The 12,717-nt window shown below is 36.3% G+C and carries 10 protein-coding genes; 7 read left to right on the top strand and 3 right to left on the bottom strand.

Going from position 1 to position 12,717, the window contains the following annotated elements:
• Positions 1–299 precede the first annotated feature (299 nt).
• Positions 300–1,487, bottom strand: a complete 1,188-nt coding sequence (locus TOL5_RS16590) for an ammonium transporter (RefSeq protein WP_005030789.1) — start codon at positions 1,485–1,487, stop codon at positions 300–302.
• A gap of 313 nt (positions 1,488–1,800) precedes the next feature.
• Positions 1,801–2,286, bottom strand: coding sequence for a hypothetical protein (locus TOL5_RS16585; RefSeq protein ID WP_004828176.1), 486 nt, complete (start codon positions 2,284–2,286; stop codon positions 1,801–1,803).
• A 234-nt stretch (positions 2,287–2,520) separates the two neighbouring features.
• Between TOL5_RS16585 and TOL5_RS16580 the strand changes: the two genes are divergently transcribed.
• The 4 genes from TOL5_RS16580 (at position 2,521) to TOL5_RS16565 (ending at position 6,192) form a co-directional block, all read left to right on the top strand.
• The gene (locus tag TOL5_RS16580) at positions 2,521–3,132 is read left to right on the top strand and encodes a hypothetical protein (protein WP_121774123.1); all 612 of its coding nucleotides are present in this window, start codon (positions 2,521–2,523) and stop codon (positions 3,130–3,132) included.
• Positions 3,133–3,412: 280 nt separating this feature from the next.
• Positions 3,413–4,582 carry a hypothetical protein gene (locus TOL5_RS16575; RefSeq protein WP_228740293.1) on the top strand — a complete coding sequence of 390 codons (1,170 nt, stop codon included), beginning with the start codon at positions 3,413–3,415 and terminating at the stop codon, positions 4,580–4,582.
• Positions 4,583–4,822: 240 nt separating this feature from the next.
• Positions 4,823–5,665 carry an SDR family NAD(P)-dependent oxidoreductase gene (locus TOL5_RS16570; RefSeq protein ID WP_171428633.1) on the top strand — a complete coding sequence of 281 codons (843 nt, stop codon included), beginning with the start codon at positions 4,823–4,825 and terminating at the stop codon, positions 5,663–5,665.
• A gap of 158 nt (positions 5,666–5,823) precedes the next feature.
• Positions 5,824–6,192 carry an endonuclease domain-containing protein gene (locus TOL5_RS16565; RefSeq protein WP_121774117.1) on the top strand — a complete coding sequence of 123 codons (369 nt, stop codon included), beginning with the start codon at positions 5,824–5,826 and terminating at the stop codon, positions 6,190–6,192.
• 846 nt (positions 6,193–7,038) lie between these two features.
• Here TOL5_RS16565 and TOL5_RS16560 read toward each other — a convergent pair.
• On the bottom strand, positions 7,039–9,933 hold the full coding sequence (locus TOL5_RS16560; protein ID WP_121774116.1) for a valine--tRNA ligase: 2,895 nt from the start codon (positions 9,931–9,933) through the stop codon (positions 7,039–7,041).
• A 336-nt stretch (positions 9,934–10,269) separates the two neighbouring features.
• Between TOL5_RS16560 and TOL5_RS16555 the strand changes: the two genes are divergently transcribed.
• The 3 genes from TOL5_RS16555 to TOL5_RS16545 all read left to right on the top strand — a co-directional run bounded on the left by TOL5_RS16555 (position 10,270) and on the right by TOL5_RS16545 (position 12,693).
• Positions 10,270–10,965 carry a hypothetical protein gene (locus TOL5_RS16555; RefSeq protein ID WP_121774115.1) on the top strand — a complete coding sequence of 232 codons (696 nt, stop codon included), beginning with the start codon at positions 10,270–10,272 and terminating at the stop codon, positions 10,963–10,965.
• A gap of 79 nt (positions 10,966–11,044) precedes the next feature.
• Entirely contained in the window at positions 11,045–11,842 is a 798-nt protein-coding gene (locus TOL5_RS16550; protein WP_121774114.1) for an SDR family NAD(P)-dependent oxidoreductase, read from the top strand.
• Positions 11,843–11,928: 86 nt separating this feature from the next.
• On the top strand, positions 11,929–12,693 hold the full coding sequence (locus TOL5_RS16545; RefSeq protein ID WP_171428632.1) for a hypothetical protein: 765 nt from the start codon (positions 11,929–11,931) through the stop codon (positions 12,691–12,693).
• Positions 12,694–12,717: the final 24 nt, after the last annotated feature.

Below are 12,717 nucleotides of genomic sequence, written 5' to 3'. Positions count from 1 at the left end.
TTGAATCATTTTAATCGTTTGCTATTAGAAAAAAATAAACTTAAATCAGACTTAATTAACCAACTCATTAAAAGAACTGACGAGTTTGATGTCTGTTCATAATAAAAATGATTCAACTTTAAGTGATTATCATTCTACTTATTATTTCAGTAAAAAGTCTCATAAAATAGCAATCCATCATAATGAAATATTGATGATAAATAATGGGCATGGAGATTAATTTATTGTCATTTAAATAAAATATAAAAAAGCGGCTGTGAAAGCCGCTAAAAATGAAAAATAGAATAAAATGTTAAATATTAAAACATCGCATCCTCAGAGTTTGCTGAAATTTTATGTATGGATAAATCTGCTCCACGAAATTCATCTTCTTGTGATAGGCGAATACCCATAGTGACTTTGAGTATACCATAGACAGCAAATCCACCTGCAAGCGCAAGCAAAATGGCAAGCAGTGTACCAATGATTTGTGAGATCATGGATACGCCTCCGATTCCTCCCAACCATTGTTGTCCGAATAGCCCAACAGCAATGCCACCAAAAGCACCGCATACCCCATGCAAAGGCCATACCCCTAAAACATCATCAACTTTAAGTTTGTTTTGTGTATAAGTGAACAATTTGACAAAAATAAAACCTGCACAGATACCAATGAGCAGCGCACCAATTGGATGAACGACATCTGAACCAGCACAGATTGCAACTAAGCCAGCCAATGGACCATTATGTAAAAAGCCAGGATCTTCTTTGCCAAAGAAATTTGCAGAAAGTGTACCGCCGACCATCGCCATCAGTGAATTAATCGCAACTAAACCTGAAATGGCATCAACACGTTGAGCACTCATCACGTTAAAGCCAAACCAACCAACAATTAAGATCCAAGAACCTAATGCTAGGAAGGGAATTGAAGATGGTGGGTGTGCACTGACACGTCCATCTTTTTTATAACGCCCATTGCGTGCACCGAGGAGTAAAACTGCTGCCAATGCAATCCATCCACCCATAGCATGAACAACCACTGAACCAGCAAAATCATGAAATCCTGCACCAAATGTATCTGCTAACCATTTTTGCAATCCAAGGTTGCCATTCCAAGCAATGCCTTCAAAGAAGGGATAAACCAAAGCGACAATAAAAAGCGTAGCAATGGCTTGAGAGCGCATTTTTGCACGCTCTGCAATACCACCTGAAACAATTGCAGGAATAGCAGCAGCAAAGGTTAGCAAGAAAAAACAACGCATCAAATTGTAGCCGTGTTCAGCGGATAGCGTGGTGCCTGTATGGAAAAAATGCTGCCCATAAGCAATATAATAGCCAATAAAAAAATAGGCGATTGCTGAGATTGAAAAGTCAGTAATGATTTTACTGAGTGCGTTGACTTGATTTTTATGACGAACTGTTCCCAATTCTAAAAAAGCAAATCCTGCATGCATAGCGAGTACAAGCACTGCGCCAAGCAAAAGAAAGAGAAGATCAACGTTTTGCATATACGATTCTTTTTGGTGCTATATGTCACAAATTGGTTCAAGTATAACCAAGCAAATCTATTCGTGAAGTATCTGACTGTATGAAAAAATAGATCAAAAAATTCAAAATATTATTAAGACTCGATATAAAGCAAAAGCCTGCACTAAATTGGAATTATTGCACTAAGTTGAAGCAATAACACAACATAGCTTAATTTTTAAGGCATTGATATCTATTAAGTTAATTTTTATGGTTGAATGTCGAGTGTTAAAAATAAAATTCGCACTTAAAAACAATCCGATCAGTTGTATCAATGAAATTCAAAAAAGAGTCTTACTTTTGCACTGTAGGGCTTGAACATGCTTTGTTTTTGTATTCCAAACGATCCTTTTCAAATTTTTGTCCGTTCCATTTATACACGTTAAAACATTTTGATCCATCATTGATGGCAATATCTGGCCAACCATGTCTGCCTAAAGTTGAAAGAAATTCAGGTTGACCGCGACTATTAAAAATTCGAACCCATTTCCGATCAGTTTGTTGAGTGACAATATAAAATCCAATCCCTGTATCGGCATAGCATCCAATACCACCATCTACCACAATTGCATCAGGGCGACCATCTTTATTCAGATCACCATAATATGAAATATTGCCTAAACTACAACGGCTTTCCCAACCTAGATTGGTTTTTTTAAATTTTGCACTTTTAAAAATCTCTATTTGGGTTTCTTCAGGTATTTTGGGAAGTGTGGCGTGACTCATTTGAGCCAACAATATGGACAGCATGCTTGAAATAAAAATTATGATATCTTTCATCGTTTTACCTAATTGTTTTGTGATTTGGTTATCATTATTTTTAAAATATGTATTTTAATCAAGCTTTTGTTATGTAATGACAGGATTAAGATAGGCTGAAAATAATTTCAACACTCAGTTTAATTTTTATCATTAATAATTTCATGTGCTTAGGAGGGTTTAGTGATATTTTTCAGAGTTGTAAGTAAATATTTGATATAGAATTAAAGAATGTTAATGATCAATATAAAAAGCATGATTTCTCATTTTTGTAGTTATTATTTTAAAACCATAACCTGTTGCTTTGTAATCAGCTTTTTATCTCATTCACTTTTTGCTCAAACTACCCAATATAAAACTTATCGTTCTAAAGTACTGAACTGTGGTGATGCCACATTTCAAGTCATTTCACAATGTGATGATTCAATAGATGGAGCAGAATCAGGAAGTGCGGGGCAGATACGGGACTCTTGTTCATCCAGTCAATTGCTGATCAACTGGAAAGAACAACAGAAAGTTTTGAACTTCCCAATCACCACGCCACAACAGAAAAACTTCTTAGAACATAAAGGTTATCATTTTAACTCTGTTATTCAATTTGGTGATTGGGCACCACAGAGCTTGGCATGTGGTCAAGCACAAGGTATTACAGGTTATTTTGTGATTGTGAATCAAGCTACGACCAATAATATCAATCAAGAGTATCGTGGCAAAGGTTCATTGAGTGAAGCCCCTATTGTATTAAACCTAAATGGAAGCTTCACCAGTGATTCAATCAAACAAAAAATCTATATTTTGCAAGAACAAAATAAACTTAAAATTTCTAAAGTAATTGGTGCAAATGCGATTTTTGCCGATGAAGAATAAAGAGGATTATCTTCCTATAAGGTTTAGGAAGCTACTATATAATTTGAATATGTTTATTTCCTAAGCTTTGAACCGTATCAACTATATCGGAGACAGTTTATTTTCTTACGTTCTGAATAAAGATAGGTTAAAGTCAAAACTTATCATAATTTTTGGTTGATATGTTGTTGATTCTATTTTAATTTATTAAAATAAACTTCCCCTAATAGATAAGAAATATTATAGTTCAAGTCGATTTTCCTATTTATATTGACCCATGAGCTTAAAATTAGATGTTCTTTTGAAACAGAATTCTGAGAATCTTTCTCCAAAGCAAAAAAAATTTAATCGTCTTATTAAAAAAGTCGAACAGCTTAAAGTGTTGCTAAGTGAATGGGAGCATGCACAAAATGATATACAAAAACGTGCCAGTGGTGAGATTCTCCCTAAATATGCTGAATTACACCAAATAATGTTCCAACAATTGGAAATATTGTGGAAACATAAACTAGAAACAAAATGGGCTAAAACCCAAGCTTTGAGATTAGATGATTTGATTGAGTCCGTTGCTAGTCAATTGATGATTGTGGATACACTTTCTGAAAAGCAATTTGAGTTGGTTGAAAAGATATTATCTAGCTATGAAATATCTGAAGATGAATTTTTTAAAGCGGATATAAAAGAACATCAGCTCGAGGAAATGAATATAGTAGACCAAGAAGAATTGACAGCCGAGCGGCTAGACGAAATTAATAAACGTGCTTTCATTGAAATGATGGCAAGCAAATTAGGTGTTGAGTCTGATTACTTTGATTTTGAATTTAATTTATATGATCATGATGATTTTATAGAAAAATTGCATGAAAAAATGGAAAAAGATCGTGAGCAAGAGTTTTTAAAGCAATTAAATAAAACGGATAGAGATGATTATGAAAGAAAATTGAAAAACGAAAAGGATAAGCAAAAGAAATTAGCTGAGAAAAGAGCATTGGCTAAACAAAAAGCTAACCAGTCATTTAAAAATATTTATTTGAAAATTGCGTCTTTGATTCATCCTGATCGCGAGCAGAATGAAGAGAGAAAAATTGAGAAAACGGAAATATTACAGCGTGTTAATCAAGCTTATGAAAACAAGGATCTATTTGCTTTACTCAAATATCAAATTGAGTTTACCGCAAGTGTAGAAAAAGTTAATAATTTAGCTAAAGAACAATTAGAGTTTTACAATATTAACTTGGAAGAACAAGCTGAAGAACTTCAGTCTAAAATTGATGATATTATTTACTCTTTCGATTGGAATGACCATATCGATATGCATTCACTAGGTAGGATTAAAGTAAAAGATTTATATAAAAAATTTGATAAAGATGTATTGATCATCAAAAAAAATCTTGAAAGAGCAGAGCGTGCTTTAGAAATTTTTAGTGATAGAGCGGAATTAAAATCCTTATTGCGGAAAAGATATTATTGACCAGTTGCTTTATCTTCTATTGACGTGGCAGGCTTTTCATGACACCCAACAAGAAAAAAGAGTAAAGTTCCAAGAAAAAATGATGATTCATGTGATTTAAGTAATTTATTTATTTTCGATACCTCATATTCTATCTTAAAAATTGCTTTTGTGAGGTCAAATGTCCTAAATTGAGCTTAGATTGTATGGTTGTTAATTCACATTTACTTAGCTTAGTTGAACAGGTCAGTGGAGAATATTTTGATTGTTTCAAATTCTGATCAAATTTTATCTATCGTGATTACCGGTGGAACTCGTGGAATTGGTTTAGGCTTAGCGGAAGCTTTTTTAAAGCTGGGCTGGTCAGTCATGATTTCAGCACGGAATAGTACTCAACTCAATCAAGTAGTTGCTGATTTAGGGGGACGTTATTCAGCTCAGCGAATTTGTGGCGTCTGTTGTGATGTGGCTCAGTATGAAGATCTCCAAAAATTATGGGATGAAACAATTTTAAAATTTGGTCAGGTCAATGTCTGGATCAATAATGCTGGTACGTGTAATGCAGCAAGAGCCTTTACAGACATTACTCATACTGACATAGAAAATGTGATTAAAACCAATATACTTGGTACGATGCTGGGTTCTCAAGTGGCGTTAAAAGGTATGACTCAACAAGGTTTTGGGCAAACTTTTAATATGGAAGGTTGGGGCAGCCGTGGCGAATGGAGCGCAGGAATGACGCCTTATGCAACCAGTAAGCGGGCAGTTGCCTATCTAAATCATGCATTAAATAAAGAAGCCAAACAAAGCAATATTTTGATTGGTACCTTAAGCCCTGGAATGGTGGCAACAGATTTGTTGATTTCTTCTTGGCAGCAAGGCGAAGTTAAAAACTGGCACAAAATGAAATGGCTATTTATGTTTGTGATCGACCCACCTGAGCAAGTGTGTGGTTATTTGGCAAAACGTATAAGCCAAAATAATAAGCGCAATGCACGTATTGTCTGGATGACACCGTGGCGTTTGTTGCTTCGTTTTTTTCAACCTTATTATTGGAAAAGAAATCCTGTGCAGGGGACAGCTTTGGATCAACTGAAAGAGTAGTGACTTTGCTGTGATACATTCTTGGAATGATATTGAAAGAGCATACTTCCACCCTCTCCTAAAAGGAGAGGGATCTCCATTGTGTATAGAATAATTATCTAATTAGCAATGAAATTATCCTCTCCCTGTGGGAGAGGGCTAGGAAGAGGGAAAATAAATTGAAGCTAAACCCAAAATTATTAGAATACGCTAAATCTATGCGACACGATGCCACAGATGCTGAACATCTCATGTGGCAAATTTTACGAGCTCAACGATTTATGAATTTAAAGTTTCGTCGTCAACATGTGATTGAGCCTTATATCGTCGATTTTTATTGTCATGAATTGAGCTTAGTGGTTGAGTTGGATGGTGGTCAGCATAATACCGATGTGGGAGTAGCTTGTGATAATGGAAGAACTCAGTTTTTAGAGGCTTTGGGACTTAAAGTTATTCGTTATTGGAATGATGATGTATTGAATCGGAGTGAGGTGATATTGGAGGATTTTTTGAATATCTGTATTGAATTGAAAGACACCTCTCCCTAACCCTCTCCTGAAAGGAGAGGGAACTCTATTGCGTATCAAATAAATATTAAATTCTTAAAGCGTGTTCTTTTCACATTTTGGGGAAGATTGAGGTGTTGGAATTTATGCAGATATTTTTTAGTTATTTCTCTTTAGCCCTCTCTTTGGAGGTGAGAGAAACCTGATCTTAGCCAGTATTGGGTATCAAATAACTATTCAATTAGTAATCAAAGTTCCCCTCTCCCTATGGGACAGGGCTAGGGTGAGGGTAATTCTTGAAAAAATTAGAGTGTATCAATTCGTTTTATTTTGCGAATTGATCTTTAAGTTAAATGGATATGAAATTGTTAAATTTTGGTTAAAAAAACATCATTGATCAAGTGTTGCTAAATCACTATTCATTATGAGTAAAATAAATTCTTCAAAATGATTACAAACCTTATTGTGCGTGTTACAGATTTCATAAATGCCTAATTCATTGCCATATTCATCTAATTTGACGGCATAAGTAGTTATCCAGAGTAAGAATTCTGAAAATACAAAACAATTGGCATGAGGAAAGTTTTCAAGACCTTTTAGGTCTTTTGTCGGTTTAAATTCAGTTAAAGAAAAGAACGAATAGCCCTCATCACCAAAATTGGCTTCACCTGTACCATTGAATAAAATATTCTTTAAAAATTTGTGGAAGTTTAACCTCGTATTTTTGTTCGAATTTTATTATTTTTAACAGTGTCGCCGGCTGATTGATACGTAAATTTTGATTGATGAAATGTTGTTTTAATTTTTGAATAACCATGATTATTCTACTCAAAAAAGAAGGAAGCTTAATTAAGCTTCCTTCTTCTAAGATAAAATTACAAGTTTAAATTAAAGCGCCGCAATTTGTTCCATATTGGCTTTGATTTTCACCAATTGATCAGCAAACTCAGTGAGTTTGGCTTTTTCACCTTCAACAACTGCTGCAGGCGCTTTCGCCACAAAACCTTCATTGGCAAGTTTAGATGCAATCTGATCATGTTGCTTTTGCACTTTATCCAAGTCTTTTTGCAAACGCCCAAGTTCAGCTTTAGGATCAATCAAACCTTTCATTGGAACAAATACAGAAATACGACCCACAACAGAGGACGATGACAATGGCGGTTGTTCAGCATCTGTTAGGAAAGTAATACTTTCAACTTTAGCCAATGCTTTAAACAATGGTTCAATACGTGCAATCTGCGCTTTTTCGGCATCTGTTGTGTTTTGCAACAATACTGGCAATAAACGGGCATTACCTAAGCCCATTTCACCACGGATATTACGTACCGCACCAATCAAACCTTGTAATCCAAGCATGTCTGCTTCAGCCTGTTCGTTGATAAGTTCAGGATTTGGTACAGGATATTGTGCCAACATGATGGTTTCGCCTTGGAGACCAATCATTGGTGCAAGTGTTTGCCAGATTTCTTCAGTCAAGAATGGCATGATTGGATGCGCAAGACGCAAAGATGCTTCCATTACCGAAAGAAGAACACGGCGAACTTCAGCTTTACGCTCAGTCGATACATTTTCATCATTCAGAACAGGCTTAGTCAGTTCTACATACCAGTCACAGTATTCATTCCAGATGAACTCATAAATCGCTTGTGCAGCCAAATCTAAACGATAGGTCGCAAATGCTTGTTGAACAGCAGCTTCTGCTTTTTGTAAACGGCTGACAATCCACTGTTCAGGAAGTTCCCAAAGATCTTGACGGACTTCCTGACCAATCGGCTGTTGTTCACAGTTCATCATCACGAAACGTGTTGCGTTCCAGATTTTGTTGGCAAAGTTACGGTAGCCCTCAACACGTTTCATATCGAACTTGATATCACGACCCGTATTGGCAAGTGCACAGAATGTGAAACGAACCGCATCTGTACCGTAAGCTTGGATACCTTCTGGGAATTCTTTACGAGTTGATTTTTCGATCTTGGCAGCTTGTTTAGGATTCATTAAACCTGTTGTACGTTTTTGTACTAAAGTTTCAAGATCTACACCATCAATCAAATCTAAAGGATCAAGTACGTTCCCCTTAGATTTAGACATTTTTTGACCTTCACCATCACGCACCAAACCGTGAACATACACAGTTTTAAATGGAACTTGTGGTGTACCATCTTCATTTTTCATGAAGTGCATGGTCATCATGATCATTCGGGCAACCCAGAAGAAAATGATGTCAAAACCTGTGACCAAAACATCTGTAGGATGGAACGTATTTAAGAAATAGTTTTCTTTATCTTTCGCTTCATCGCCGGTCCAGCCCAATGTTGAGAATGTCCAAAGACCTGAAGAGAACCATGTGTCGAGTACATCTTCATCTTGGTTTAATTCAACATCAGCCGCAATATTGTTTTTCGTACGAACTTCTTCTTCAGAACGACCAACATAGATGTTGCCTTCAGCATCATACCAAGCAGGAATACGGTGACCCCACCAGAGTTGACGCGAAATACACCAGTCCTGAATGTTGTTCATCCAAGCCATATACATGTTGCTGTATTGCTCTGGAACGAATTTGATTTCACCATCTTTTACTGCTTGGATTGCAGGTTCTGCCAAAGGTGCAATTTTTACATACCATTGGTCAGTTAAGAGAGGTTCAATGATTACGCCAGAACGATCACCACGAGGTGGCTTCAATGTATAAGGCTGAATTTGTTCTAACCAACCTTCCGCTTCAGCTTGCTCAACTAACTTTTTACGCGCAGCAAAACGTTCTAAACCAACATAGTCCGCTGGTGCAGGAATCGTTTTAGAAATCGCTTCACCTGCTTTGGCAATATATTCAAACTCAGCCAAAATTTCGGCATTTTTGTTGAAAATATTGATGATTGCGAGTTCACAGCGTTTACCCACTTCATAGTCATTGAAGTCGTGTGCAGGGGTGATTTTTACACAGCCTGTACCGAATTCTTTGTCCACATATTCATCTTTAACAATCGCAACCGCACGACCTGTGATCGGTAAAATGATATTTTTACCGACAAGATGCGCATAACGTTCATCATCTGGTGCAACAGCAACGGCAGTATCACCAAGTAAAGTTTCTGGACGTGTTGTTGCAACGACGATGTAATTTTTACCATCGTGAGTTCGTAGTGATTGATCTTCAAAGAAATATTTGAAGTGCCACAATGAACCTTGTTCTTCCTTATCAGATTCAACCTCTAAATCAGAAAGCGCAGTTTGTAGTTTTGGATCCCAGTTAACAAGGCGTTTTCCGCGATAAATCAAGCCTTGCTCATGCAGTTTTACAAATACTTCTTTAACTGCATTTGAAAGACCATCATCCATGGTAAAGCGTTCACGTGACCAGTCTACAGATGAACCAAGACGGCGAATTTGACGGGTAATTGTTCCGCCAGATTGTTCTTTCCATTCCCAGATTTTATCAATGAATTTCTCACGACCAAGGTCATGACGGCTGATGTCTTGGGCAGCCAATTGACGTTCAACCACCATCTGCGTCGCAATACCTGCATGGTCGGTACCTGGTTGCCAAAGGGTATTTTTACCAGACATACGGTTATAACGTGTCAAAGCATCCATGATGGCATTGTTAAAACCATGACCCATGTGCAAGCTACCTGTGACGTTCGGTGGCGGAATCATGATGCAGAATGAGTCGCCTTTACGAGAAGGTTGGAAATAACCTTTCTCTTCCCAAGTCTTGTACCATTTTTTCTCGATCTCGGTAGGATCGTAGGTCGTAGCAATGTTTTGCGCTGAATCAGTCATAGTAAAAACAGATCAAAAGTAAGTAAAAAATTGCATTCATTGTAGCAAATATTCTTCAGGAATGTTGAATCCTGTTGTGGAGTATTTACGTTGAATAAATTAAATATGAATAATCTTAGTTTTGATTGAATTTTTTGCTAAAAAATATGACAAATGTTGGAAAATAAAAGATTTTAACTTGGTCACATTTACAAATAGTTTTTTTAGATTATTGATTTATTGACATTATTTTATCGAGTTGCGATGTTGATGAGAGTATTTAAAGACAATGCAACATTTATATGGTTTTGTTAAGATCAAGTCTAGTCGGATAAAACAACAACAGGGCATAGTGCAATGCAATATAAAATTGATTTATTAATCAAACAACACACTTATCAAGAGTTGAAAAGTATTACTCAAAGTTTAAATAATGGGGAAAAGCGGGATTTGGCAAAACAATTGGGCAATGTGTTTACGGAGATGTCTTGCCAAGTATTAGATCAAGTTTTTGGAGCTTTACTCGAAGAACAGCGTAATAACCCAACATTAGATGCAACTGGTCAAAAAAAGCTGAAAGAGGCTGAACAAATTTTTTCTCAAATCGAAGGAGCTTTTAAAAAATATATGCCTTGGTCGATTTCCTTTTTTAGTAATGATCGTTTAAAACCAGTAGCAAATCATATTCTTAAAAAATTTGAGGATTCAGAGGCAAGTGAGGTGGTGATGTATTACCAATTAGATCGCCATCTTGGAGAAGAAGCGAGCAGTAACATCCAGAAAGTGATTGCTGGTGACACGCATGCTTTACCAGCAACCTTAAAAAATTTAGTTAAAATTATTGATCTGGGCGTATCTGAGTTTATCCGTGATCCTAAGACATTGTTAAAATTTAATTTTGTCGTTGATAAGACTTTAAATGGAGTAATCAATATGATCACCAGTACGGGGTATAAGCGCTTAGAAAAAGTGGGTGAGGAATATAATCCAAGTCACCCTGAAAAAGCTCAACATTATGCGAAACATTTTAGTAAGTTTTTAGTTGAGGCTTAAAGTCTAAATAAAGATGTCTGATTGATTTGACCTGCCTCGTGGTCTAATATTTATTTGTCCTATTCAAGAGCGTATTTACATGGAAAGTTTAGATGGAAAGGTGGTTTGGATTACGGGTGCATCATCAGGTATTGGTAAAGCTTTAGCTGCGGAATGTGCATTGCAGGGTGCGCAGGTGATCTTAAGTGCAAGACGTTTGGAAGAGCTGGAAAAAGTTCGTGTGAGTTTGCTTCACCCTGATCATCATCTTTCCGTAGCAATGGATATTACTGATGAAGCACAAGTTCGTCATGCCTATGAACAGGTCCTTGATCAAAAAGGGCGTATAGATTTGTTGATCAATAATGCCGGTTTAAGTCAAAGAGCATTGATTGCAGAAACCAGTATGCAGACCGAACGTGCAATCATGGAAATTGATTATTTTTCACAAGTTTTTTTGACTAAACTGGTATTACCTACATTTATTGCTCAAAAATCAGGACGAATTGCTTATATCTCAAGTGTTGCTGGGTTGTTAGGAACACAATATCGTGCAACATACTCCGCGGCAAAGGCGGCTATTCATATGTGGGCAAACAGTCTACGGGCTGAAGTGGCGCAGGATGGGGTAAAAGTTTCGGTGATTTTCCCTGGTTTTGTGAAAACCAACGTTTCATTTAATGCTTTAAATGGGGCAGGTAAGCCACAAGCACATCAAGATGAAGCAATTGAAAATGGCTTGGAAGCTGATGATTTTGCAAAGCAAACTGTTTCAGCGCTTTTAAATGGTCAAGAGTATATTGTAGTCGGTGGAGCTAAAGAAAAGTTGGGGGTGTGGGTATCACGTTTGTCTCCTACAACTTTGTATAAGATGATCCGCAAGATGAAAGTGAAGTAATTGAAGCTACTTTATTTAAATACATCTAGTAGCAATTGATCTATCTATAAATATCTGTCCATACACTTATGTTATATGAGATACGCATGCAAAAAATTATAAAAATTATATTTAAAATAAGTGGCTTATCTTTTGTTTTAAGTGGCGCTGCTTATGCTGGTCTGTGTGATGATCATCAAGTGGTCAACAAGGTCTTGAAACAAGCCAAAATTACGAAGGCTGAACAGTCATTGATTCACTGTAAATCTGACCCTGTTGATGATTCAACGATGATCATGGCTTATGCTCAGTGGATTTCTGTTAAAGATCGTCCAGAAGAAGGTGAATATTATTTGGATTTAATCAAGTTTAAGCCTGAAAACTTAAAGGTTATAGATCATTATCGTGTTACTGAACCTATGGTTTCTGATGCAATTAGTTTGGATTCAATTGAGTTGGATACAGCAAATTATAAAGTCACTGAATCAAATCGTGCATTGGGATTGAGATTGAATTATTCAGGGCATTCACAGCCCAATCCATTTTCCATGCAACTTTTAAATTTATATGATCTGAAAAATAAAAAGCAAATTTTGGACAGTTTGATTGTCACCCGAGATCGTGCAGAAACAGATATGGATTGTAATGCGGATGCAGAAGAGCGTACTTCTACGCTAGTGATGCAGAAAAATCAAACCAAAAAATATACCGATATTCTGGTCAATAGCAAAATTAAACGTTATCAGATGCAAATAGTCGCTGAGGAATGCCAAGAGGTGAATCATCAATTCAACCAACAACGTTTCACATTAAAATTTGATGGCAATCAATATCAAATTCCTCAAAGTTATAAAGATGAATATCAATATTAACAACAAGGTAGATCTTGGTTTATG

The sequence above is a fragment of the Acinetobacter sp. Tol 5 genome, assembly GCF_019702905.1.
Classification (GTDB): Bacteria; Pseudomonadota; Gammaproteobacteria; order Pseudomonadales; family Moraxellaceae; genus Acinetobacter; species Acinetobacter bereziniae.
This window is presented reverse-complemented; position numbering and strand designations above follow the sequence as displayed.

Excerpts from the sequence above, each read along its gene's own strand:
- TOL5_RS16555 (WP_121774115.1), top strand. The coding sequence starts at position 10,270 with ATGCAATATAAAATTGATTTATTAATCAAACAACACACTTATCAAGAG.
- TOL5_RS16590 (WP_005030789.1), bottom strand. The coding sequence starts at position 1,487 with ATGCAAAACGTTGATCTTCTCTTTCTTTTGCTTGGCGCAGTGCTTGTA.
- TOL5_RS16545 (WP_171428632.1), top strand. The coding sequence starts at position 11,929 with ATGCAAAAAATTATAAAAATTATATTTAAAATAAGTGGCTTATCTTTT.
- TOL5_RS16560 (WP_121774116.1), bottom strand. The coding sequence starts at position 9,933 with ATGACTGATTCAGCGCAAAACATTGCTACGACCTACGATCCTACCGAG.
- TOL5_RS16550 (WP_121774114.1), top strand. The coding sequence starts at position 11,045 with ATGGAAAGTTTAGATGGAAAGGTGGTTTGGATTACGGGTGCATCATCA.
- TOL5_RS16580 (WP_121774123.1), top strand. The coding sequence starts at position 2,521 with ATGATTTCTCATTTTTGTAGTTATTATTTTAAAACCATAACCTGTTGC.
- TOL5_RS16585 (WP_004828176.1), bottom strand. The coding sequence starts at position 2,286 with ATGAAAGATATCATAATTTTTATTTCAAGCATGCTGTCCATATTGTTG.